Genomic DNA, 24,727 nt, shown 5'->3' with positions numbered 1-24,727 from the left:
ATCCTCGCGCATCCCACCGACGACGGCGGAAACGGGGGCGGCCCGTGAGGAGCCGCCCCCTTCCCGGCACACCGGCCGATCCGGTTCTATCCCGCCGCGGTGAACACCGCGACCGTCCGCCCCGGCACCGTGAAGGTCCCCGAGCCCGTCTCGTACGCGGCCTTCTTGACGACGTCGTCCGCGCCCGCGGCCTGCACGGGATGCAGCGCGTACTGCGTACCCGCCAGCGCATCGACCCGCTGGGTCTGCCGCTCCGGCATGGCGTTGAAGACGACGACCAGGTCACCGAGGCGCATCGTGATGACGCCCGGCGTCTCGTCCTTCCCCGACAGCGGGAAGGTGAGCTTGGACTGCACGTCGTCGGCCGTGGAGAGTCCGAAGGCGTCCTCGCTCGTACGGATCTTCAGCAGGTCCTGGTACGCGGCCGACGCGCCGCTGATCTGGGCGCAGCCCACCTTGAGCGTGGAGGCCGTGAGCAGCGGCTGGGCATAGGGCCACTTGGCCTTGTTGTCGGCCGCGGGCGGCAGCCCCCGTCCGAAACCGTTGCTGTCGGCGCAGTCCCAGTGGATGGCGTTGAACCAGTCCCCGCTGTCGTACGAGTTGCGGTCCAGGGACTTGGAGCGCAGCAGGTCCGAGCCGGCCTGGGACAGCGCCGGGCCCTGCGACAGCGCGGCTGTCGCCATGGCGAGCACCTGCATGCGCGCCCGGTCACCGGCGCTCACGGATGCGGGCAGCTTGTACGCGAGCGCGTCGTACAGCGTCTCGTTGTCGTGCGCGTCGACGTACGCGAGGGCGTCACCGGGTGCTTGCGCGTATCCGGCGGGGGCGCCGTTGTAGTCGACCTCGGAGCCCTTGACCTCCTTGCCGCTGGAGTCGGTGAACGTGTAGTCGGCGAGGTTGCCGGAGAGCCCGACCTTGATGAGGTCCTGGTAGTGCAGCAGGCGGGCCTTCTGCTCGGCCTCGGTGCCGTTGGCCTTGGAGGAGTTGGGCTCGGTGTAGAGGCCGGACGCGAAGCCCTGGACGCCCGGGTCCTCGTCGAACGGGCCGCCGCCGCGGACGGCGTCCCGCGCCCGGTCCGAGAAGGTCGCGATGCCCGTGCCCGCCATGTTCTTCTGCGTGGCCTGCTCGAAGCGGGCGTCGTCGGCGACCTCGCCGAAGTTCCAGCCCTCGCCGTAGAGAATGATCTTCTTGCCGTCGACGCCGTCCTTCTCAAGGGTCAGCGCGTCGAGGGCCTTGCGGACCGCCAGGATGTTGGTCTTCGGGTGGTGTCCCATCAGGTCGAAGCGGAAGCCGTCGACCTTGTACTCCTTGGCCCAGGTGACGACGGAGTCGACGACGAGTTTGCCCATCATGGCGTTCTCGGTTGCGGTGTTCGCGCAGCAGGTGGAGTTGGCCACCGTCCCGTCGGTGAGCAGCCGCTGGTAGTAGCCGGGCACGATCCGGTCGAGGACGGAGGTCTTCGCCTGTCCGCTCGCGGCGGTGTGGTTGTAGACGACGTCCATGACGACCCGCAGGCCGTCCTTGTTCAGCGCCTCCACCATCTGCCGGAACTCGACGGTGCGCTCGGTCCCGTCCGGATCGGTCGCGTACGAGCCCTCGGGCACGGTGTAGTGGTACGGGTCGTAGCCCCAGTTGTAGGCGTCCTTGGCGGCGATCTTCGCCACGCACTCCTGCTGCTTCTCGGAGTCCGCGGGATAGGAGGCGAGGTCGCAGTCGGTCGTCGCCTGGTCGGACTTCTTCTCGGGGATCGTGGCGATGTCGAACGCCGGCAGCAGATGGACGTACGACGTTCCGGCCTCGGCGAGCTTCCGCAGGTGCTTGGAGCCCTTGCTGTCCTTGTCGGTGAAGGCGAGATACGTCCCGGGGTGCTGCGAGGTGCTGTCCGCGACGGAGAAGTCGCGGATGTGCAGCTCCTGGATCTGCGCGTCCTTCACCGCGACGGCCTTCGGCTTCTCCAGGGACGACCAGCCGGACGGGGCGAGGGACGGGTCACCGAGGTCGACGACGAGGCTCTGCTCGGAGTCGGCGGTGAGGGCCACCGAGTACGGGTCGGTGACCTTGTTCGTGACGATCTTCTGGACGGTTGGCGCCCAGACGTCGACGACGTACCGGTACGGCTTGCCCTTCCACGACTTCGGGCCGGTCACCGACCAGACCCCGGTCGAGGCGTCCCGCTTCATGGGTACGGAGGTGCCGTCGAGCTCGAGGGCGACCTTCTGCGCGGTGGGGGCCCACACGGAGAGCGTCGGCTTCCCGTCGTGGAACACCGGCCCGAGGTCTGCCTTGGTCGCACCTGCACTGGCGTACAGGTCGTCGAGCACACCCGCGATCTGCACGCCCGTCGCCGCGAGCACCGCGCCGTTGGCGGCCCGCTGCGAGGCGACGATCTGGCCGCGCAGCGCCTCGCGCACCCGGTCGCGGTCGCGCGGGTCGACGGACCAGGCGGTGTAGTCCTTCAGGTGCGGGAACTTCTTCTTCTGGGCGTCGGTGAGCGTGGTCTTGTCGAGCCGCAGCCAGCGCTCGTCGGTGCTGGTCAGCGCCCCGTCCTCGGCGGCGATGGAGCCGGTGCGGGAGTACAGCAGCTGGGTGGAGGCGGCGGCCTCGCTGCCGTTCCAGGCCACAGTGTTCCGGTCGATCCACACCGCCTTGGAGGTGGTCAGGTCGAGCGCGGCCGCGGAGCCCTCCGCCTGCGGCAGCAGGTACTTCTCCTGGCCGTTCAACAGCCACACCTCATAGCCGTTCGCCGTGATGTCCAGCGACTGGTCGGTGGGCAGGTCCTTGTCGTCGCCCTTGTGGACGATGTAGCTGAGACTGGTGGCACCCTCGGCGAGTGGCACCTCGAAGACAGCGCCATAGGCATCAGTCTTCACCGGCTCCAGCGGCTTCGACCAGTCGGTGGGGTTCGCGGCACCGCTCCAGACGTGCAGGCCCCAGCCGTCGTAGTCGCCGTCGGCGCGGTGGTAGTGCAGGGTCGCCTTGGTCTTGTCGGGCGCCGGGTACTCGGACTCGGGCCGTTCCGTCCGTACGGCCTCCTTGCCCTGTTCGACCCAGATCTCGCCGGTCTTGGTGACGTCGATCGAGCGGTCGGCGGAGACGTCCTTGTTGCCGTCCTTGTCGATGACGAGGAAGCCGACGTTCGACGCACCGGGCTTCAGCTTCACCCAGGCGAAGGCGCCGTAGGCGTCCCGGCCGACGAAGTCGTGGCCGGCCGGCCAGGTGGTCGCCTCGCCGTCGGCGAGGTCGCCCCAGGCGTACAGCCGCCAGTCCGTGTAGTCGCCGTCCTCGCGCTTGTAGTGGACGATCGCGTAGTCGCGTGAGGAGGCCGTCGGGATCTCCTCGGCGGGCGGGGTACCGGTCGTGCTGGTGGCAGTCGCGCTCGCCGTGCGCCCGGCCGAGTCGATGACGACGGCCTTGTAGCGCAGGGCGGTTCCGGCCGGGAGGTCCTCGCCCAGGATCTGGGTGACCTTGTACGGGGCGTGGTCGGCGGAGCCGAGCGCCTGCCACTTGCCGTCGCCGGTCTGGGCGGCGAACACGACGCGGTTGAGCTGTCCGCCGTCGACGTCGGCGGAGATCTCGACGGTGCCGGTGGCGCCATCGGCCGGGGCCTTGAGGGTGATCGACGGTTTGGCGGCAGGGTCGGCGAGCTTGCCCGCCGCCTTGAAGACGACCGAGGAACCGGCCGGGACGGTGACCGTGATCTTCTTGTCGCCGTCGCTGGTCACGGTGTCATCGGTGCCGTAGATCCCGCGGAAGGTCATCTCCGGGGACCCGGTCGCGAAGGTCGCCGTCTTCGCCTCGCCGGCGTTGTTCACGGCAACCACGTACTCTGTGCCGCTCTTCGCGTCCGTACGGGAGAAGGCGTACACACCGGCGCCGTCCGCCGCGTACCGCTCCGTCTGCACGCCGTCCGCCAGCGCCGGGTTGTCCTTGCGCAGCTTGGAGAGAGCAGCGATCACCTTGTAGAGCGGTGCACTCGTGTCGTACGCGTCGCTGGCGTGCGTACGGTCGGTGCCCAGCTCGTCGTCGTCGAGGTAGTCCTCGACCTTGGAGGCGAACATCGTCTGGCGGGCGTCCTTGTCGCCGCCCGCGCCCGTGAAGCCCTGCTCGTCGCCGTAGTAGACGACGGGGTTGCCGCGGCTGAGGAACATCAGCTCATTGGCGAGCCGGTCCTTCTTCACCAGCTCGGCGTCGCTCGCGCTCGGGTTGTCCTGCTTCAGGAACGTCCCGATACGGCCCATGTCGTGGTTACCGAGGAAGGTGACCTGCTCGTACGCGTTGGCCTTGTCCGTCGCGTACTTGTAGTCGTCGCCGAAGACGGCGGCCAGCTTCTTCGCGCTCCCGCCCTGGGACGCGTACGAGCGGGCGGCGTCCTGGAAGGGGAAGTCGAGCGTCGAGTCGAGACGGCCCTGCGTGACGTACGGAGAGGTGACGGACGTGTCCGCCGAGTACACCTCGCCGAACATGAAGAAGTCGTCGCGGCCCTGCTGAGCTGCGTACTTGTCGAGGGCGGTGGCCCACTGGGTCCAGAACTCCATGTTGACGTGCTTCACGGTGTCGATCCGGAAGCCGTCGATGTCGAAGTCCCTGACCCACCGCTCGTAGATCTTCTCCATCCCCGCGACGACCTCGGGACGCTCGGTCCACAGGTCGTCGAGGCCGACGAAGTCGCCGTACGTGGCGTTCTCACCGGACCAGGTGGAGTCGCCGCGGTTGTGGTACATCGTCGGGTCGTTGAGCCACGACGGGACCTTGAGGTCCTTCTTCGCCTCCGGCACGACGGGCGTACGCGGGAAGGTGCCCGCATCGGTCTTGGGGAAGCCTTGGCCGCCCGCCGCGTAGTCCGCGTCGTCGAAGGGCTCGCCGTCCTTCGTCAGATAGGGGAAGGCGCCCTTGGAGAGGTAGCTGTAGGACTTCTCCTTGTAGTCGACGACGTCGGCGGTGTGGTTCGTGATGACGTCGAAGAAGACCTTCATGCCCTTGGAGTGGGCCTTGGAGATGAGGGTCTCAAGGTCCTTGTTCGTGCCGAAGTGCGGGTCGACCTGGGTGAAGTCCGTGATCCAGTAGCCGTGGTATCCGGCCGACGCGTCCTTGCCCTCGCCCTGCACGGGCTGGTTCTTGAAGATCGGCGCCATCCAGATGGCGGTGGTTCCGAGGCCCTTGATGTAGTCGAGCTTCTTGGTGAGGCCCTTGAGGTCGCCGCCCTGGTAGAAGCCCTTGTCCGTCGGGTCGTAGCCCGTCGCAAGCCGCGAACCGGTCAGTCCGCCGAGGTCGTTGGAGGAGTCACCGTTGGCGAAACGGTCCGGCAGGACGAAGTAGAACTGCTCGCGTGTGAGGTCGTGGCGGGCGGGCTCGGCCGCGAGCCGTGCGTCGGAGGGCGGCGGCGGTGCCGCCGCGGCCGCAGTCGGCACGGCGGGCACCAGCGCGGCGTACAGGGCCGCCACCACGGCGGCCGCGGTTCTTCGCGCGAGGCGCGGACGGGACGAGGAAGGGCGTATCAACGCGGGAACTCCCTTGGATGTACGAGCTGTACGAGAACGCAGAGGGCGGTGCGGGAACGCAGGGGACGGTGCGGGAACGCAGGAGGAGGTACAAAAACGCAGGGGGGCGGTACGAGAACGCAGGGGGCAGTACGAGAACGCAGAGGCGGAGCGAGAAGAACGGCCGCCCGGCGCAAGCGGGGCAGGAGGCGCCGGGCGGCCGGAACCAGGGGCGGCAGCGGCCAAGGCCGCAGAGAGTCAGCAGCTGGACTTGCCTGCGTACAGCGCGAGCGCCGTGTTGGTGCCGAGCGTCGCCGTGAACTGACCCGAGCTGTTCACTGTGACGGCGGTGTCGCTCTGGACGTCGCAGTACGTGCCTGCGGCCAGCGAGGTCTGGTAGGTGCGGGTCAGCGACGAGGACTCGTGGTTGATGGCCACGAAGCCCTTGCTGCCGCGGCCGAAGGCGATGGCGTCGTTGCCGTTGTCCCACCAGTTGGTGAAGGACTCACCGCGGGTCGTGTTGCGGAAGGCCACCATGGACTCGATCTCGGGCCAGGCGTGCTGGCACTTCCAGCCGTCCTGCCAGCAGGCGTTCACCGTGCCGTCGTTGGGCGGGCCCGCGTCCGTGCTGGACCACTCGTAGCCGGAGTTGACGTCCGGGGCGCCGTACGGCCAGGCGAGCATGAAGACGTTCGCGAGGGTGTAGTTGGCGTTGTCCTTGTAGCTGAGTGTGGAGCCGTTGCGCTCGGTGTCGTGGTTGTCGACGAAGACGCCCGCGACGCCGCTGCTCATGTAGCCCCAGCCCTCGCCGTAGTTCTTCAGATAGGCGAGGTTCTCGTTGTTGAAGACCCGCTTGAGGTCGTACGCGTAGCGGAACTCCTGGACGTCGCCGTTGCCCGTGTACTCGGTCGGCTGCACGGCCTCGCCGGACCCGTAGATGACCTCCTGCTTCCAGTACACGGAGGGGTTGCTGAGCCGTGACTTGATGTTCGCGAGGTCGTCCGCCGGCATGTGCTTGGCGGCGTCGATCCGGAACCCGTCGACGCCGTACCCGAGCAGCGTGTTCATGTAACCGGCGATGGCCGAGCGGACGTACTCCTCGCCGGTGTCCAGGTCTGCAAGCCCGACCAGCTCGCAGTGCTGGACGTTCCACCGGTCCTGGTAGTTGGAGACCTGCGCGGTGCAGTCGTCGAAGTCGTTCGACGAGTACAGGCCGGGGTAGTCGTACTTGGTGTACGAGGAGCCGCCGGTGCCGGTGCCGCTGCCCGCCGACATGTGGTTGATGACGGTGTCGACGACGACCTTGACGCCGGCGTTGTGGCAGGTGGTGACCATGTCGCGGAAGTCGGCGGCGTCACCGAGCCGCCCGGCTATCTTGTAGCTGACCGGCTGGTACGAGGTCCACCACTGCGAGCCCTGGATGTGCTCGGCGGGCGGCGACACCTGGACGAAGCCGTAGCCGGCCGGGCCGAGACGGTTCGTGCACTCCTGCGCGACGGAGTCGAAGTCCCACTCGAAGAGCACCGCGGTGACGTCCTTGGTGCCGGGTGGTGAGGCCTGCGCGGTGGCGCCGGGGATGGCGACCGCGACCGTCGCGGCCGCCACGAGGGCGAGCGCGCCGGAGAGGGTTCTGCTGGCCATGTCGGGTTCCTTCTGCGTGTACGTGGGGGGCGACCCGCCCTCGGAACGAGGGCGACACGACTGCCCGGGGGACAGTTGAAGGTTCTTGCTGCAAGCTGTCAGAGAATTGCAGTGACCAGACGGTATGAGCCCGCACGCACGGGGTCAACCCTTTGGACATGCTCTCGTCACATTTACGAAATCGCCCTACAGCGGCGGCCATTGGTGGCGCGATGACCTGCCACGACCCTGCTAAGACCGGCTCGAAGCGCGGCAGAGGCCTGCCGCGCGATCAAGCGGCAGGCCTCTGAAATACCGCAGCAATCTCTTGCAAGCGGGTGGCCTCGTAGCAGGTCAGCCGATCGTCCACCACACCGTGGTGTCCGCCGGTAGCTCCGCCTCGCCGTCCACGGTGACGTCGCCGCTGGCGAGCAGGACACGGCCGGGCGCCGGCACGCGCACCGTCTCCCCGGTCGTGTTCGCCGTGCAGAAGAAGTCGCCGCGGCGGAAGGCCAGTACGCCCGCGGGCGCGTCGAGCCAGGTGACGGAGTCCCCGGCGCCGAGGTCGGGCTGCTCGCGGCGCACGGCGAGCGCGCTGCGGTACAGCTCCAGCGTGGAGCCCGGGACCCCGGTCTGCGCCTCGACGCTCAGCTCGCCCCACTCGGCGGGCTGCGGCAGCCAGCTGCCGCCCTCGCCGAAGCCGTACGAGGAGCCGGCGCGGGTCCACGGGATCGGCACCCGGCAGCCGTCGCGGAAGCCGTCCTGGCCGGCGCCCCGGAAGTAGGCGGGGTCCTGGCGCACCTCGTCCGGCAGGTCCACGACGTCCGGCAGGCCGAGCTCCTCGCCCTGGTAGATGTACGCGGAGCCGGGCAGGGCCAGCATCAGCAACGTGGCCGCGCGGGCGCGCCGCAGGCCGAGCTCGCGGTCGCCGGCGAGGCGGATCTGCGTGCCGAGGCCGGGCGGGTTGGCGAACCGCGTGGCGTGCCGGGTGACGTCGTGGTTGGAGAGCACCCAGGTGGCGGGCGCGCCGACCGGGCGCATGGAGTCGAGGGAGCGATCGATGACCTCGCGCAGCTCCCCGGCGTCCCAGGACGTGCTCAGGTACTGGAAGTTGAACGCCTGGTGCAGCTCGTCGGGGCGGACGTAGTTGGCGGTGCGCTCGATGGTCGGGGTCCACGCCTCGGCGACGAAGATCCTCTCGCCCGCGTACTCGTCGAGGATCTTGCGCCAGCTGCGGTAGATGTCGTGCACGCCGTCCTGGTCGAAGAACGGCATGACGTCGTTGCCGAGCAGTTTCAGCTGGTCGTGCGAGCCGAGGTCGGGCAGGCCTTCGGCCTTCACCAGGCCGTGCGCCACGTCGATGCGGAAGCCGTCTACGCCCATGTCGAGCCAGAAGCGCAGGATGGAGCGGAACTCGTCGCCGACCGCCGGGTGCTCCCAGTTGAAGTCGGGCTGCTCGGGCGCGAAGAGGTGCAGGTACCACTCGCCGGGGGTGCCGTCCGGCTCGGTGACCCGGGTCCAGGCGGGACCGCCGAAGATGGACTCCCAGTCGTTCGGCGGCAGTTCGCCGTTCGCGCCCTTGCCGGGGCGGAAGTGGTACCGGTCCCGCAGCGGCGAGCCCGGCCCCTCCTGGAGCGCGCGCTTGAACCACTCGTGCTGGTCCGAGGAGTGGTTGGGCACGAGGTCGACGATGATCCGCAGGGACAGCTTGTGGGCGTCGCGGATCAGCGCGTCGGCGTCCAGGAGGTTGCCGAACATGGGGTCCACGGCCCGGTAGTCGGCCACGTCGTAGCCGGCGTCGGCCTGCGGAGAGGCGTAGAACGGGCTGAGCCACACGGCGTCGATGCCCAGGTCGCGCAGGTAGGGCAGTCTGGAACGTACGCCCTCCAGGTCGCCCATGCCGTCGCCGTTGCTGTCGGCGAAGCTGCGCGGATACACCTGGTAGATCACCGCGTCGCGCCACCAGCCGGGGGTCGGCGCGGTGGCGAGAGCGGAGCTCTGCGGCTGCTCGGCAGTGTGCTGACTCATGACGTCCTTGCTGCGTAAAGGGGTAAGTAAACGGTGGCGCACGGAAGTTACGGAATCGGGGCACTCATACTTATTCCGTGTGTGCTCGGGCTCAGCCCTTGGTGCCGCCGGCGGTGAGGCCGGTGACCAGGTTCTTCTGGACGAGGTAGAAGAGAGCGGAGATCGGGACGGCGATCAGGACCGCGGCGGCCGCCATGTAGTGGCGCTGCGCATCGTGTTCGCTGATGAAGCTCTGCAGGCCCACGGCGAAGGTGTACTTCGTGTCGTCGAGCAGGAAGGTGGACGCGAACGCGACCTCGCCCCATGCGGTGATGCAGGTGTAGAAGGCGGCCACCGCGAGGCCCGGGCGGGCCAGCGGCAGGATCAGCCGCGCGAACGTGCCGAAGGGCGAGAGGCCGTCGACGCGGCCCGCCTCGTCGATCTCGACGGGGATGGTGTCGAAGTAGCCCTTGAGCAGCCATGCGCAGTACGGCACGGCCGTGGAGCAGTAGATGAGGATGAGGCCGCCGTAGGAGTCGATGAGGCCCAGCTCCGAGAGGATCTCGTACATCGGGACCATCAGCACGGCGACTGGGAACATCTGGGTGACCAGCAGGACCCACATGAACTTCCGGTAGCCGGGGAAGCGCATGCGGGAGACCGCGTAGCCGGTGGTGGCGGCGAACATCACGCCGATCACCGTCGTGCCGAGCGACACCACCAGCGTGCTGCCCAGCCACTTGAAGAAGTTGGTGTGCTGCAGCACGAACGAGTAGTTGGACAGGGTCGCCGTGTCGAGGATTCGCCCCGGGTGGAGGTAGTCGTCCTTGCCGGGGCCGAGCGACAGGAAGATCAGCCACGCGATCGGGAACAGCGCGATCAGGCTCGCGACGATGAGTACGCCGTGCGTGAGGACGGTGACGGCGGTACTGCGCTCGCCCCGCCGCCGTGCCCGGCGCACCGGCGCCGCCGTGGCCTTGTCCGTCGCCGCGGCCGGGGTGTCGAGGGTCGTGGTGCTCATGGGGACTCCTGCCTCAGACGAGCTGCTCATTGCGGGCCAGCCAGCGGCGGTAGACGGAGGTGAAGACGATCAGGATGGACAGCAGCAGCACGCCGTACGCGGCGGACTCGGCGTACTCGCGCGGCTGCTGGCCGAAGCCAAGCTGGTAGGCCCAGGTGACGAGGATGTCCGCGTCCGGGGCGGTGCCGCCGAACAGCAGGAAGATGATGGCGAACTGGTTGAACGTCCAGATGACGCCGAGCAGCACGACGGTGGAGCTGACCGCGCGGAGGCCCGGCAGCGTGACGTAGCGGAAGCGCTGCCAGGGGCTCGCGCCGTCCATCTCCGCGGCCTCGTACAGGGACGCGTCGATCGACTGCAGGCCGCCGAGCAGCGAGACCATCATGAACGGCACACCGCACCAGGTGTTCACCATGATCGCGGCGAAGCGCTGGAAGAAGGTGTCCTCCAGCCACTGCGGCTGCGGCAGATGGAGCGAGCCGAGAACGGAGTTGATGATCCCCGAGTCGGCGAGCATGAACCGCCAGGAGAAGACGGTGACGAAGGTGGGCACCGCCCAGGGCAGGATCAGCAGCATCCGGTAGACGGTGCGGCCGCGCATCTTCTGGTTCAGCAGCAGGGCGAGGCCGAGTCCGATGACGTAGTGGAAGGTGACGCAGAGCGCCGTCCACACGACGGTCCAGATGAAGTGGGACCAGAAGCGGTCGTACGAGGTCGGGCCCCACAGGATGTCGGCGTAGTTGTCCAGGCCGATGAACTTGTACGTGGCGTCGATGTGGTTGACGCCGATGGTGCGCGCCGAGTTGAGGCTGTCGGCGTCGGTGAACGTGAGGTAGAAGCCCCGCACCAGGGGATAGAGCACCAGCACGCCGAGCACGACGACGACGGGGGTGATCATCGCGTACGCGTACCAGTGCCTCTGGTACGAGCGCTTCAGGCGCTGCAGCGGGCCGGTGCGCGGCCCGCGGTCACCGCGGCTCTTGGTGGCCGCGCTCTCGACGGCGACTGTCATGGTTCGACACCTTCTGAGGGAGATCTGCTCGCTGACTGCCCGGTGCTGCCGGGTGCTGCCCGTTCTACTGAGGGCGTGCCGGTGGCCGCCGGATCCCGCCCGCCCCCTCGACGGGCGGGATCCGGCGGCCACTGAAGGTCACTTGCTGAAGTCGGGCACCAGCTTGGCGATCGCGGTCTCCGCGTTGGTCAGGCCCTTGTCCAGCGACTCCTTGCCGCCGGCGATCTTGATCAGCTCGGTGGCGAGCGGGCCCCACAGCGAGCTGTACTCGGGCAGCTCGGGGCGCGGCTGGGCGGCGGAGAGCACCGTCTGGAAGCCGGCGATGCCCGGGTCGGCCTTGACCGCGGCCGTGTAGGCGTCGTCGCGGGTCGGCAGCGTGGAGTTCTTGAGGGCGATCTGCTCCTGCGTCTTCGCCGACGTCATGAACTTCACGAACTTCAGCGAGGCCTCCTGGTGGGCCTTGTCCGAGCCCGCGTACACGGAGAGGTTGTGACCGCCGGTCGGCGCGCCCGCCTTGCCCGAGGAACCGGCCGGGACGGTCGCGATGCCGAGGTTGGACTTGTCCTTGAAGGCCGAGCCCTTGTAGAAGTTCGTGATCTCCCACGGGCCCTGGATGATCGCGGCGACCTTGCCGCTCACGAAGGCGTCCTGCATGTGGGCGTACGCGTCGGCGGTGGTGTCGGCCTTGTGCAGGCCCTTGCCGTCGAACAGGCCCTGCCAGGTCTTGTAGCCCTTGACGGCGGCGTCGCTCTTGACCGTGATCTTCTTGGCGTCGACATCGACGGTGTCGGCGCCCTCGCCGTAGAGGAACGGCTGGGCGTAGTACGAGTCGGTGGAGCCCCAGTAGCCGTCGACGCCCGTCTTCGACTTGATCTTGGCGGCGGCGGACTTCAGGTCGTCCCAGGTGGCGGGCGCCTCGGTGATGCCGGCCTTCTCGAAAAGCTCCTTGTTGTAGACCAGCGCGAGGGTGTCGGTGACCAGGGGCACACCGTAGGTCTTGCCCTCGTACTGGGCCTGCTCGATGAGACTCGACTGGAACTTGTCCTTGTCGGCGAGGGCCTCGGTGCCGTCGAGCGGCAGCAGGTAGCTCTTCTTGGCGAACGCGGGGGTCCACCCGACCTCGGAGCGCAGCACGTCCGGGGCGCCCTTGGAACCGGCGGCGGTGTCGAACTTGTTCTGCGCCTGGTCGAACTGGACGTTGACGTACTTGACCTTGATGTCCGGGTTGGCCTTCTCGAACTGCTTGACCAGGGCCTTGTACGTCGGGGCCTCGTTGGTGGCGTTGGACGTGTCCCACCAGGTGATGGTGACGGGCCCGTCCGACTTGTCGCTGCCGCTGTCGCTTCCGCCGCAGGCCGTCGCCGTGAGGGCGAGGGACGCCGCGAGCGCGGTGGCCGCTATGCCACGCCGCATGAGATCTCCTTGAGGGTGAATGCCCGTGTGGTGGGGGATGCGGTCCCGCCCGCTCCCCTGGCCGACTTGCCGACTGCTCCGTTGCGGCCGCCGGGCGACGAGAACGTAACAGCGCTGCAAGCTTTGCGAAAGACCTTGCAGCAAAAAAGTGCAAGAACCCTGGACCAGTTACCGCTTCGTAACTTCCGCGTGGCGCCCGCGAGATCGGCTCGGCCCAGCTGGCAGGGGGGTCGCGACAGGCCTCTCACTGCTGTGCAAGACTCTGCAAGCCCTTGCCAGGATCGTCCGATACGGGAATCATCGCCCCGTCCGGTCCTTGCAGAGGTCGCCCACCGGTCACCGCACCCGACGGTCACCCCATCCACCGGACACCCCTCCGGATGGCGCACAGCCGCCGGTCACCACACCCCCACCGGTCACCCACCAGGAACACGAGGGAGCACGATGACGCAGCAGCCCCGAGCGGGCGGTCCAAGTGCCCGGATACGGCGTCCGGTTGGTGGGCATCCCGACATCCGCCCGGTAGGGTCCACTCCCGTGACCGCACGGCTCGCCGACATCGCAGCCCAGGCGGGGGTCAGCGAGGCAACCGTGAGCCGTGTTCTGAACGGGAAGCCGGGAGTCGCGTCGACCACCCGCCAGTCCGTGCTGGCCGCGCTCGACGTCCTCGGCTACGAGCGTCCGGTGCGGCTGCGGCAGCGCAGCGCCGGCCTCGTCGGACTGATCACGCCCGAGCTGGAGAACCCGATCTTCCCGGCGCTGGCCCAGGTCATCGGCCAGGCTCTGACCCGCCAGGGATACACGCCCGTGCTGGCGACGCAGACGCCGGGCGGCTCCACCGAGGACGAGCTCACCGAGATGCTGGTGGACCGCGGCGTCTCGGGCATCATCTACGTCTCCGGGCTACACGCCGACACCACCGCCGACATGCAGCGCTACGAGCAGCTGCGCGCCCAGGGCGTGCCGTTCGTGCTCGTCGACGGGTTCTCGCCGAAGGTGCAGGCACCCTTCATCTCGCCCGACGACCGGGCCGCGATGCAGCTCGCCGTCACCCACCTCGTCTCGCTCGGGCACACCCGGATCGGGCTCGCGCTGGGCCCGAAGCGGTTCGTGCCCGTGCAACGGAAGATCGAGGGTTTCGTCCGCACCATGCAGGACCTGCTGGGCCTCAGCCCCGACGACGTCGAGGAGCGACTCGTCCAGCACTCCCTTTACACGCTGGAGGGCGGCCAGGCCGCAACCTCCGCACTCATCGCCCGGGACTGCACGGCGATCGTGTGCGCGAGCGACATGATGGCGCTCGGCGCCATCCGGGCGGCGCGACAGCAGGGCCTTGAGGTGCCGGACGACATCTCGGTGGTCGGCTTCGACGACTCGCCCCTCATCGCCTTCACCGACCCGCCGCTGACGACCATCCGCAAGCCGGTCCCCGCGATGGGCCAGGCGGCGGTGCGGACCATCCTCGAGGAGATCGGCGGTACGCCCGCTCCGCACAGCGAGTTCGTCTTCATGCCCGAGCTTGTGGTGCGCGGCTCGACCGCCTCGGCCCCCGGGGAACGCGGCCGCCCGCAAGGCCACACGGTCCACCCGCAACGAGCGCAGTAGCCCGTACGGCAGCCGGTCGTCCGTACGGCGTAGAGAATACGAACGGAACTCGACCAGAGGATGATCGGTCGGGGGGTCGTTTCTGGCAGACTCTGTCCCTATGGGTGAGACGACCGTGACGACTCTGGAAGGCCGCCGGACGGCCGCTCCATCACCCGTCGCGGGCGAGGCCGACGGCCGTTCGGAGCAGAGCCTCCTGCACCGCGCGCGAGCGTCTCGGCGTCCACGGCTCTGGTTCGAGATCCTGCTGATCGCGGTGAGTTACTGGACGTACTCGCTGGTCCGCAACGCCGTACCGGAGCAGAAGGCGCAGGCGCTGCGCAACGCCGACTGGATCTGGAGAGTGGAACGCACACTCGGGATCGCTGTCGAGCAGACCGTCAACCACGCCGCGAACTCGGTGAAGTGGCTGATCGTCGGCATGAACTACTACTACGCCACACTGCACTTCGTGGTGACGCTGGGAGTGCTGGTGTGGCTCTACCGCAGCCACCCCGGCCGCTACGCGGCGGCGCGCACGGCCCTGTTCGCGACTACGGGCGTCGCCCTGCTCGGCTACTACCTGTATCCTCTGGCGCCGCCCCGGCTGATGAACGGCGGGCGCTTCGTGGACACGGTGCTCGTCCACCAGACGTGGGGCTCGATGGCGTCCGGCGATCTGAAGAACATGTCGAACCAGTACGCCGCGATGCCGTCGATGCACATCGGCTGGTCCGTCTGGTGCGGCCTGACCATCTTCGCCCTGGCCAAGGTCCCCTGGGCCCGCGTCCTGGGCCTGCTCTACCCGGCCGGCACCCTGCTCGTCATCGTTGCCACAGCCAACCACTTCTGGCTGGACGCGGTGGGCGGCATGGCCTGCCTGGCCTTCGGTTACGGGGTGGCACGCACATGGTACGGGGCGTTTCCGCATGTCCTGCCGCGCCGGGTGTCCCACGGCGAGCCCCCACGCTGGGGCACCCCAGCGGCCCAGCCGGCGAACCACCAGTAGGCGCTGAGCTCCCCCTGACGGGCGGCGGGCAAGAAAATCCCCGCCGCAACGGCGCGCAACCACAACGGCGGAGCCCGGCGGTACCGAACCGGCCTCGGCCATCCCGACCACCGGTTCCGCAGAAAGACAACCGGCCGGACGGGGGCGCCCGGCCCAGAACCCCCCGCGCAGTTCCGCGAACCGTGGAACTGCGCTACGCCCCGTAGAAGAGCTCCTCCACCACCGCCCGAGCCCTCCGCGTGGTACGCCGATAGTCGTCGAGCATGTCCCCCACGTGGCCGGGGCCGTACCCGAGGTACCGCCCGACCGCGGCGAGTTCGCGGCCGTCCGACGGAAACGTGTCGCCGGCCCTGCCGCGGACGAGCATGACGGCGTTGCGGACGCGCGTCGCGAGGATCCAGGCGTCGTCGAGGATCGCGGCGTACTCGCCGGAGATCAGCTCGGCCGCGCAAGCCGCCGCCAGCGCCTCGCGGGTGCGCGTGGTGCGCAGGCCGGGCTCCGCCCAGCCGTGGCGGAGCTGCAGCAGCTGCACGGTCCATTCGACGTCGGACAGGCCGCCGCGGCCGAGCTTGGCGTGCAGCGTCGGATCGGCGCCGCGCGGCAGCCGTTCCGACTCCATGCGGGCCTTCAGGCGCCGGATCTCACGGACCGCGTCCTCGCCGAGCCCCTCGGCGGGGAACCGCAGCGGGTCGATCAGCTCGATGAAGCGGCGGCCCAGGTCCTCGTCGCCGGCGACCGGTTCGGCGCGCAGCAGCGCCTGCGACTCCCACACCAGCGACCAGCGGCGGTAGTACGCCTCGTACGACTTCAGGGTGCGCACCAGCGGCCCGGTCTTGCCCTCGGGGCGCAGGTCGGCATCGATCAGCAGCGGCGGGTCCAGGCTGGGCAGCTGCAGGAGCCGCCGCATCTCGGCGACCACGGTGTTCGCGGCCTCCGCGGCCTCCTGCTCGTCGACGCCGTCGCGCGGCTCGTGCACGAACACCACGTCCGCGTCCGAGCCGTAGCCCAGCTCGTGCCCGCCGAAGCGGCCCATGCCGATGACGGCGAAGCGGGTGGGGAGCTCGTCCCCCCAGCCGTCGCGCACCACGGCCCGCAGCGCACCGGCGATCGTCGCGGCCGTGAGGTCGGAGACGGCGTTCCCGACCCGGTCCACCAGCGCGCCGGCGTCGGCCTCGGCGGGGCTCTCCTCCGTGCCGTACGAGGCGACGATGTCGGCGGCCGCGGTGCGGAACAGCTCGCGCCGCCGTACGCCGCGGGCCGCCGTGACCGCCTGCTCGCCGCCGTCGGCCCGGCCGACCGCGGCGAGGATCTCCTGCTCCAGATGGCCCCGGTCGCGGGGTTCGAGCCCGCTGGGGCCGCCGAGCAGGGCGACGGCCTCGGGTGCGCGCATCAGCAGGTCGGGGGCGAGGCGCCCGGCGGACAGCACCCGCGCGAGGTTCTGGGCGGCCGCGCCCTCGTCGCGCAGCAGCCGCAGGTACCAGGGCGTCTTGCCGAGCGCGTCCGACACCTTGCGGAAGCCCAGCAGGCCCGCGTCCGGGTCGGCGGAGTCCGCGAACCAGCCGAGCAGCACCGGCAGCAGCGTGCGCTGGATGGCCGCCTTGCGCGTCACGCCGGATGCGAGGGCCTCCAGATGGCGCAGGGCGGCGGCCGGGTCGGCGTAGCCGAGGGCGACCAGCCGCTCCCGCGCCGCGTCGGTACTCAACCTGGTCTCACCGGGGGCGAGTTGGGCGACCGCGTCGAGCAGCGGCCGGTAGAAGAGCTTCTCGTGCAGGCGGCGTACGACGGAGCTGTGCCGCCGCCAGGCCCGGTTCAGCTCGCCGACGGGGTCGGTCCGCAGGCCCAGTGAGCGGCCGATGCGCCGCAGATCGGCCTCGTCCTCCGGTACGAGGTGGGTGCGGCGCAGCCGGTACAGCTGGATGCGGTGCTCCATCGAGCGGAGGAAACGGTACGCCTCGTCGAGCTGCGCGGCGTCGGCACGGCCGACGTACCCGCCCGCTGCCAGGGCCTTCAGCGCGTCCAGCGTCGTGCCGCTGCGCAAGCTGGTGTCGGACCGTCCGTGCACCAACTGCAGGAGCTGCACGGCGAATTCGACGTCCCGCAGCCCGCCGGGACCGAGCTTCAGCTCCCGCTCGATCTCGGCGGCCGGGATGTTGGCGACCACCCGCCGCCGCATCTTCTGCACGTCGGGGACGAAGTTCTCGCGCTCGGCCGCCTGCCAGACGAGCGGCGCGAGCGTGGCGACGTACTGCTCGCCGAGCTCGAGGTCCCCGGCGACCGGCCGCGCCTTGAGCAGTGCCTGGAACTCCCAGGTCTTGGCCCAGCGCTGGTAGTACGCGAGGTGCGATGAGAGCGTCCGTACGAGCGGCCCGTTCCTGCCCTCGGGCCGCAGATTGGCGTCGACGGGCCAGATCGTCCCCTCGACGGTCGTCTCGGAGCAGATCCGCATGAGGTGGGAGGCGAGGCGCGTTGCGGCCTGCAGCGCCTTGCCCTCGTCCGCACCCTCGGCGGCCTCGCCCACGAAGATCACGTCCACGTCGGAGACGTAGTTGAGCTCGTGGCCGCCGCACTTGCCCATCGCGACGACGGCGAGCCGGCACAGCGCCGCGTCCTCGGGCGCCGCAGCCTGCGCGATGGTGAGCGCGGCGCGCAGCGTCGCCGTCGCCAGGTCCGCGAGCTCGGCCGCCGTCTGCGCGACGTCGGTCGTCCCGCACACGTCGCGCGCGGCGATCGACAGCAGGCAGCGCCGGTAGGCGACGCGCAGCGACACGGGGTCGACGGCCCCGGCGAGCCCCCGCTCGAACTCCTCGACGCCCGGGTGCAGATCCTCCGGCTCGTACATGACGAGGGCCTGCCAGTCCCGCGGATGCCGCGCCAGGTGGTCGCCGAGCGCCGCGGAGGCGCCGAGCACCCCGAGCAGCCGGTCGCGCAGTGGCTTCGACGCTATGAGCGTGTCGAGCAGCTCCCGCCGGGCCGTGCGATCGGGCTGCGCCTCGAGCAGCCGGACGAGTCCGAGCAACGCCTGATCGGGGTCGGCGGTCGCGCCGAGGGCGTCCAGCAGTACCGGATCGGCGCGGAGGGGGGACAGTTCGTCACTGTCGAGCAGCCGCTCGGCGGCGGACGGGTCGGTGAAGCCGTGCCGCAGCAACCGTGTGAAGGTACTGCTCCTCCGCCCCTGCGGCACGTTCATCGCGCGGTCTCCCGTTCGATCAAGGTCGTCGACTTGAGCCTAACCGGAGCGGCGCGCGGAAGCGCCCGTGCGCTGCGGGGCATCTCGTCGCCTGCGCGTTGCGGGCGTCCAGGTGGTGATCCACGCAATGGCCGAAAAGTGACTCTTGTTGAACGGTCAACGGGCTTCGGATAATCCAACATGCGACTGACGAAACGTTTCTTCGGCAATGCCGGACATGTTCTCGTCAAGTGCATTCACCCCCCATGAAGAGGAAGTTCGTTGGACGACATGCCGCTCTCCGCCGGGAGACCTCCCGCCGCGGGTTCCGCCGCCCTCCGGCCCTCCGCCGTCGCACTTCGGCCTGTGGTGGCTCAGGTCCCTCTCGCCCCCGCCGACGACGGGGCAACCGACGTGCAGTGGCCGCCTCCCAGGAGTCGTACGCCGGGCTGACAGCCGGCCGACCGGCGAGAACCGCGCAGCACTCGGGGACCGCACGGCGTACGGAGTATCGAACGATGCAGCGGGATCGCGCCGCGTACACGGTGAGGCACCGCACCCCAGGGGCTCCGGGCGAGGCGGCAGGTCCTGAGCAGGTCCTGACGGCCGAGCCGGTTCGGCCTATGGGAAGCCTTGAGCCGCCAGTCCCTGAACCGCGTCATCGCCGCATCAGGCCGCACCACTTCCCACAGCAAGCGTTGCCGTCAGGCCGGAGGCTGAGCCCATTGAAATGCGATATCGAGACTCTCGACTTCTACCGCCTGCACCTGCCGTCCGTCGGCGAGCACAGCTTGCGGCACGTCCGGCGCATCGTACGAGCGCATCTGGACCGCTGGGGGCTGTCCGAACTGTCGGACGCGGCCGAGCTGGGTGTGACGGAGCTGCTGTCCAACGTGCTGAGACATGTGCCGGACCGGTCCTCCACGGTCACGCTCCGGTGCCTCGGGGGCGATGCCGTACGGATCGAAGTGCGGGACAGCAGCCCGGAGTTGCCGTACATCCGGGTCACCGGCGACCTGCTGGACGAGGACGGCCACGGGCTCGTCCTGCTGTCCGCCATCGCCGACCTGTGGGACGCGGAGCGGACCGCCACGGGCAAGACGGTGTGGTTCGAGCTGAAGCGGCCGTAGGCGCCCCCCGCGCCGCCGTCGCGAGCACCGATGGGTTCCGTCCGCATGCGCGGTCTGTACTCGGCAGCCACCATCGAGGAGGAGGCCGGAACATGCCGCAGAAGGAACCCCCCGACGAACCCCACGCCGAGCTCGACGCACGCTACAGCGATGCCGGAGCCACGGCCGCAGCATGGTCCGATGCTGCGGCGATTCTGGAGACGGCGGAGCTTTTCTAGATTTCGACCGTACGTCCCGACGGGCGCCCGCACATCACGCCGCTGCTCGCGGTGTGGCTCGACGGCGCGCTGCACTTCTGCACCGGTCCAGAGGAGCGCAAGGCCAGAAACCTGGAGCAGAACCCACAGGTGGCCCTGACCACGGGCACCAACCTCTGGAACGCGGGCTTCGACATGGTGGTCGAGGGCGAGGCCGTCCGCGTGAGCGACGACGCCCGGCTGCGGCAGCTCGCGGCGGCCTGGGAGAGCAAGTACGGCAGCGTCTGGCACTTCGACGTGCGGGACGGCTGCTTCCACCACGCTCCGGGACGCGCCCTGGTCTTCCGGGTCGCTCCGCGTACGGTGTTCGGATTCGGCAAGGGCGAACCGTTCAGCCAGACCCGCTGGCGATTCCACTGACGGCACGGCCCGGCGATCACTCGGAGGGTGGGACCCGGCCGGGACTGATGCGAGGCTATTCGGGGCGCAGTGCCCGACGCATGGTCAAGCCGTGGCGGCTGCGCAGCCGGTAGATCTCCCAGCACGACAGGGCCGTCACGGATACGGGGGCGCCCAGCACGAATGCCGCCCTTGCGAGCGGGGGGACCTGCGCGTAGGCGCCGTTGACCACGTCCAGAATCGCCATCTCGCACACCAGGGTGGTGGCGAGAACCGGAGGCACCAGTTCGTGGATGTCGGCGGTCCGGAAGACGTGGACAAGGGCGAGGCCGATTCCGTAGACGGCGAACCCCAGCGACCAGAAGCACGCGATCCCGAGAGCGATCTTGCCGGGGAGGCCGATGAAGTCCCGGACACCTTGTGACTCCGGGGCCATGGCGAGGGGGAAGGTGGACATCGAAGCCATCAGGGCCACTATCGCCCCGAGGGGCCGCAGGGCGCGCCGCAGATAGAGGCGCCGCAGCTGTCCCCGGGCGGAGGTCACGAAGACGCCGACCACCACGGGGAAAGTGCAGATCAGGACGAGAACACTGATCCAGCTCTGGTTGAACCGGTCCGAGGCGGCAGCTCCGGCGTCACTGATCGTGCTGTACGTGTACGTCAGCAAGCCCCAGGCGACGACGCCGAGAGCCGTCCGCCACAGCTGGAGTTTGCGCACCGTGGTGTCTTCGACGAGGTCCGGGCGGGAGGGCCGGAAGACTCTCTGGGCGGCGTGGAACGGGTTGTAGACGCACCGCAGGATGCGCCGCATACGCGTCGGCGGAGGTGGGGGCGGAGCAGCTGGAGGCAGTAGGCCGCCGTAGCGGTTCGGCGGGTGGCCCCACCCCTGCTGCCACGGCCCGGGCGGGCCGGGATGTCCCTGTGGCGGAACGTGCGACGGGGCAAAGGGGCCTACAGGGCCGGGGTACGGCTGCGGAGCGGGGCTGGGGCCCGGCGGCTGCCCCCCGGTGCCGTTCGGCGGATTCCAGTACCCGCCTCCTCCGTACGCGCTCACGACCATGCTCCCCCGTCGTCGTCCTGCCTCGAGCCCGGCAGATGGTACCCGTGGGACTCGTCGGACATGCCGTGAATCGGGGCGGCGCCGAGCGGCCCGGAGACGGCCCAGGGGCGGTGAGATGCCGCAGGGCCGACGGTCCGTGACCGTCGGCCCTGCGTGCCGTACTGGCGGGATGCCCGCGCTGACCTGTGCTTACAGCACCGGCAGGTTCTTCCGCAGCTCGAACGCCGTGACCTCGCTGCGGTACTCCTCCCACTCCTGCTTCTTGTTGCGGAGGAAGAAGTCGAAGACGTGCTCGCCGAGCGTCTCGGCGACCAGGTCGCTGCGCTCCATCAGCGTGAGCGCCTCGCCGAGGTTCTGCGGCAGGGGCTCGATGCCCAGTGCGCGGCGCTCGGAGTTGGACAGGGCCCACACGTCGTCCTCGGCGCCCGCGGGGAGCTCGTAGCCCTCCTCGATGCCCTTGAGGCCGGCCGCGAGGAGCACCGCGTACGCCAGGTACGGGTTGGTGCCGGAGTCCAGGGAGCGGACCTCGATGCGGGCCGAGCCGGTCTTGCCAGGCTTGTACATCGGGACGCGGACGAGTGCCGAGCGGTTGTTGTGGCCCCAGCAGATGTACGAGGGGGCCTCGCCGCCGGCGCCCGCGGTGCGCTCCGAGCCGCCCCAGATGCGCTTGTAGGAGTTGACCCACTGGTTGGTGACCGCGGAGGTCTCCCCCGCGTGCCGCAGCAGGCCCGCGATGAAGGAGCGGCCGACCTTGGAGAGCTGGTACTCGGAGCCCGACTCGTAGAACGCGTTCCGGTCGCCCTCGAAGAGCGACAGGTGCGTGTGCATGCCGGAGCCCGGGTGCTCGCTGAAGGGCTTGGGCATGAAGGTCGCCTGCACGCCCTGCTCCAGCGCGACCTGCTTCATGACCAGGCGGAACGTCATGATGTTGTCGGCCGTGGACAGCGCGTCCGCGTACCGCAGGTCGATCTCCTGCTGGCCCGGCGCGCCCTCGTGGTGGGAGAACTCGACCGAGATGCCCATCGACTCGAGCATCGTGATCGCCTGGCGGCGGAAGTCCATGCCCACGTTCTGCGGGGTGTGGTCGAAGTACCCCGAGTTGTCGGCCGGCGTCGGGCGCGAGCCGTCCAGCGGCCTGTCCTTCAGCAGGAAGAACTCGATCTCGGGGTGGGTGTAGAAGGTGAACCCCAGGTCGGAGGCCTTGGCCAGGGCCCTCTTCAGTACATAGCGCGGGTCTGCGAAGGACGGGGAGCCGTCCGGCATGAGGATGTCGCAGAACATACGGGCGGTGCCCGGGGCCTCAGCGCGCCACGGCAGGACCTGGAAGGTCGAGGGGTCGGGCTTGGCGATCATGTCCGACTCGTAGACACGGGCGAAGCCCTCGATCGCGGAGCCGTCGAAGCCGATGCCCTCGTCGAAGGCACCCTCCAGCTCGGCAGGCGCCACGGCCACCGACTTCAGGAAGCCCAGCACATCCGTGAACCACAGGCGTACGAACCGGATGTCGCGCTCCTCCAGGGTCCGGAGCACGAATTCCTGCTGCTTGTCCATCTTCCGCTTCCACCCATCCTTGCTGGTCAGACCGCCTGCTCCCGCGCTCGGGGACACCAGGGCACATGAGCATCCCACCACAACACCATTTCACGTGCGTTGCGGACCTTGATCGGTCGGCCGACCTCCGTCTGAACGCCTCGCGTACGGCAGGCGTACGGCTCTGCCGCCCATCTTGCCTGCTCGCACCGACATCCGTAATGGCCGCCCGCTCGGTCTCTCCTCACGGCACTTAATTTGCATCTCAGATGCAAGTTTTAATAGCGTGCCGCCCAGCCGCGAAGGGCGCAATCCGCCCATCCCGCGGCCCGGCCCGAACCTGAGGAGCCCCGATGCTGTCCGAGCAGTCCGCCGCCACCGTCCACGCCACTCTCCCCGCCGTCGGCGCATCGCTCGACGAGATCACCGAACGCTTCTACGCCGGGTTGTTCGCCGCCCACCCCGAGCTGCTGCGCGACCTCTTCAACCGCGGCAACCAGGCCGCCGGCACCCAGCGCCAGGCCCTCGCGGGCTCCGTCGCCGCCTTCGCCACCCACCTCGTGGCCCACCCGGACCAGCGGCCCGACGCCATGCTGAGCCGTATCGCGCACAAGCACGCATCCCTGGGCATCGCCCCCGAGCAGTACGAGGTCGTCCACGAGCACCTCTTCGCCGCGATCGCCGACGTCCTGGGCGACGCCGTGACGCCCGAGGTCGCGGCCGCCTGGGACGAGGTCTACTGGCTGATGGCGAACGCGCTGACCGCGATCGAGAAGCGGCTGTACGAGGAGCGTGGAGGGCATGCGTGGCGGGCGTGGGAGGTCGTCGAGCGGGTCGCGGAGACCGCCGACGTCACCACCTTCCGGCTGCGACCCCTCGACGGTGGGCCGGTGGCCGAGTTCCGCGCGGGTCAGTACGTGTCCGTACGCGTCGCACTTCCGGACGGCGCCCGCCAGATACGGCAGTACAGCCTCTCCGGGGCGCCCGGCTCGACGGTGCGGCAGATCAGCGTGAAGCGGGTGTACGACGGCGCGACACCGGAGGGTGAGGTCTCGAACCACCTCCACGCGCGCGTGCACGAGGGCAGCGCCCTGGAGCTCTCCGACCCGTACGGCGATCTCGTCATCGACGACGACGCCGACACGCCCCTGCTCCTCGCCTCCGCGGGCATCGGTGTGACCCCGATGATCGCGATGCTGGCGCAGCTCGCGGACACCGGGCACCGAGCCCCGGTCACCGTCGTGCACGGCGACCGCTCCCCCGCCGACCATGCCCTGCGCGCCGACCACGAGGCGTACGCGGGCAAGCTGCCGGACGCGGCCGTGCACTTCTGGTACGAGGAGGACGCCCCGGCGGGCGCCCGCGCGGGGCTGGTCGATCTCACGTCCCTGCCGATCGCGTCGGGCACGCGCGCGTACCTGTGCGGTCCGCTGCCCTTCATGCGGGCCGTGAGGAGTCAGCTGATCGCACGGGGCGTGGCGCCGGCCGACATCCACTACGAGGTGTTCGGGCCGGACCTCTGGCTGGCGCAGGGCTAGGAAGCCCGGGAGATCTCCAGCAGAAGCGGCCCGGTGGGCTCGGCGACCATGTCCGCCACGGTCACCGGGTCCAGCGACGCGAAGAACGCCTCCTGAGCCCGGCGGAGGGCGCCACGGAGCCGGCACCCGGTGTTCAGTGGGCACGGCGAGGCCCCCTCGCAGTCGACCACGTCCCCGTCGCCCTCGAAGGTGCGCACCACTGCGCCCACCGACGCCGTGCGCCCCTTGTCGGTGAGCGCGAGTCCGCCGCCCCGGCCGCGGCGGGCGTCGAGCAGGCCCAGGTGCTGGAGCTCGGCCACGACCTTCGCGGCGTGCGTGTAGGGGACGTCCATGTCGGCCGCGACGTCACGGGTCGTGGGCGTGGCGTCGCCCGCCACGGCGAGCCGCATCAGCACGCGCAGCGCCAGGTCGGTGGATCGCAACAGTCGCATACCGGCAGCGTAGATAATGCGCATTTGCGGTTCAAATTATTCGTCGGCGTATGCGGCTGCGTATCGATCCGGCCTTTCCTGTGCCCTGACCACCCACGCCGCCGTTCTGCCCCCTTACGATCAGCGGGCCCGA

General features: G+C 69.5%; 14 protein-coding genes and 1 pseudogene. 5 read left to right on the top strand and 10 right to left on the bottom strand.

The features are described 5' to 3' along the window. Window positions 1-86: 86 nt before the first annotated feature. The 6 genes from pulA to ABT009_RS24250 form a co-directional block, all read right to left on the bottom strand. Window positions 87-5,495: a pullulanase-type alpha-1,6-glucosidase gene (gene pulA / locus ABT009_RS24275; RefSeq protein ID WP_351298777.1), complete on the bottom strand. Its 5,409-nt coding sequence runs from the start codon at window positions 5,493-5,495 to the stop codon at window positions 87-89. A gap of 240 nt (window positions 5,496-5,735) precedes the next feature. After that, window positions 5,736-7,118, bottom strand: a complete 1,383-nt coding sequence (locus tag ABT009_RS24270; RefSeq protein WP_351298557.1) for an alpha-amylase — start codon at window positions 7,116-7,118, stop codon at window positions 5,736-5,738. A 333-nt stretch (window positions 7,119-7,451) separates the two neighbouring features. Beyond that, window positions 7,452-9,125, bottom strand: a complete 1,674-nt coding sequence (locus ABT009_RS24265; protein ID WP_351298554.1) for a glycoside hydrolase family 13 protein — start codon at window positions 9,123-9,125, stop codon at window positions 7,452-7,454. A 91-nt stretch (window positions 9,126-9,216) separates the two neighbouring features. After that, window positions 9,217-10,125: a sugar ABC transporter permease gene (locus tag ABT009_RS24260; protein WP_351298551.1), complete on the bottom strand. Its 909-nt coding sequence runs from the start codon at window positions 10,123-10,125 to the stop codon at window positions 9,217-9,219. 13 nt (window positions 10,126-10,138) lie between these two features. Next, complete coding sequence (locus ABT009_RS24255; RefSeq protein WP_351298548.1) at window positions 10,139-11,137, bottom strand: carbohydrate ABC transporter permease; 999 nt, start codon at window positions 11,135-11,137, stop codon at window positions 10,139-10,141. Between the two features lie 138 nt (window positions 11,138-11,275). Beyond that, on the bottom strand, window positions 11,276-12,550 hold the full coding sequence (locus ABT009_RS24250; protein WP_351298545.1) for an extracellular solute-binding protein: 1,275 nt from the start codon (window positions 12,548-12,550) through the stop codon (window positions 11,276-11,278). A 537-nt stretch (window positions 12,551-13,087) separates the two neighbouring features. Here ABT009_RS24250 and ABT009_RS24245 point away from each other — a divergent pair. Then, window positions 13,088-14,155 carry a LacI family DNA-binding transcriptional regulator gene (locus ABT009_RS24245; protein ID WP_351298542.1) on the top strand — a complete coding sequence of 356 codons (1,068 nt, stop codon included), beginning with the start codon at window positions 13,088-13,090 and terminating at the stop codon, window positions 14,153-14,155. Window positions 14,156-14,255: 100 nt separating this feature from the next. Then, window positions 14,256-15,143, top strand: coding sequence for a phosphatase PAP2 family protein (locus ABT009_RS24240; RefSeq protein WP_351298539.1), 888 nt, complete (start codon window positions 14,256-14,258; stop codon window positions 15,141-15,143). Window positions 15,144-15,336: 193 nt separating this feature from the next. Here ABT009_RS24240 and ABT009_RS24235 read toward each other — a convergent pair whose 3' ends face one another. Then, on the bottom strand, window positions 15,337-18,330 hold the full coding sequence (locus ABT009_RS24235) for a bifunctional [glutamine synthetase] adenylyltransferase/[glutamine synthetase]-adenylyl-L-tyrosine phosphorylase (protein WP_351298536.1): 2,994 nt from the start codon (window positions 18,328-18,330) through the stop codon (window positions 15,337-15,339). Window positions 18,331-19,034: 704 nt separating this feature from the next. Here ABT009_RS24235 and ABT009_RS24230 point away from each other — a divergent pair. Further along, on the top strand, window positions 19,035-19,439 hold the full coding sequence (locus tag ABT009_RS24230; protein ID WP_351298533.1) for an ATP-binding protein: 405 nt from the start codon (window positions 19,035-19,037) through the stop codon (window positions 19,437-19,439). A gap of 92 nt (window positions 19,440-19,531) precedes the next feature. Then, window positions 19,532-20,056 (top strand): annotated as a pseudogene (locus tag ABT009_RS24225) (pyridoxamine 5'-phosphate oxidase family protein). A gap of 55 nt (window positions 20,057-20,111) precedes the next feature. Here ABT009_RS24225 and ABT009_RS24220 read toward each other — a convergent pair. Then, window positions 20,112-20,846 carry a hypothetical protein gene (locus tag ABT009_RS24220; protein WP_351298530.1) on the bottom strand — a complete coding sequence of 245 codons (735 nt, stop codon included), beginning with the start codon at window positions 20,844-20,846 and terminating at the stop codon, window positions 20,112-20,114. A 438-nt stretch (window positions 20,847-21,284) separates the two neighbouring features. Continuing rightward, window positions 21,285-22,646, bottom strand: a complete 1,362-nt coding sequence (gene glnA2 / locus ABT009_RS24215) for a gamma-glutamylpolyamine synthetase GlnA2 (protein ID WP_351298527.1) — start codon at window positions 22,644-22,646, stop codon at window positions 21,285-21,287. A gap of 332 nt (window positions 22,647-22,978) precedes the next feature. Between glnA2 and ABT009_RS24210 the strand changes: the two genes are divergently transcribed. Then, window positions 22,979-24,163, top strand: coding sequence for a globin domain-containing protein (locus tag ABT009_RS24210; protein ID WP_351298524.1), 1,185 nt, complete (start codon window positions 22,979-22,981; stop codon window positions 24,161-24,163). Here the strand turns inward: ABT009_RS24210 and ABT009_RS24205 are convergent. Further along, on the bottom strand, window positions 24,160-24,594 hold the full coding sequence (locus tag ABT009_RS24205; RefSeq protein ID WP_351298521.1) for an RrF2 family transcriptional regulator: 435 nt from the start codon (window positions 24,592-24,594) through the stop codon (window positions 24,160-24,162). The two genes, ABT009_RS24210 and ABT009_RS24205, sit on opposite strands and share 4 nt — an antisense overlap. Window positions 24,595-24,727 lie beyond the last annotated feature (133 nt).

This window comes from Streptomyces sp. NPDC002896 (assembly GCF_040295225.1).
In the GTDB taxonomy this organism is placed as follows: Bacteria; Actinomycetota; Actinomycetes; order Streptomycetales; family Streptomycetaceae; genus Streptomyces.
The sequence above is the reverse complement of the archived record's forward strand: the minus strand, read 5'-3'. Positions and strand labels throughout refer to the sequence as shown.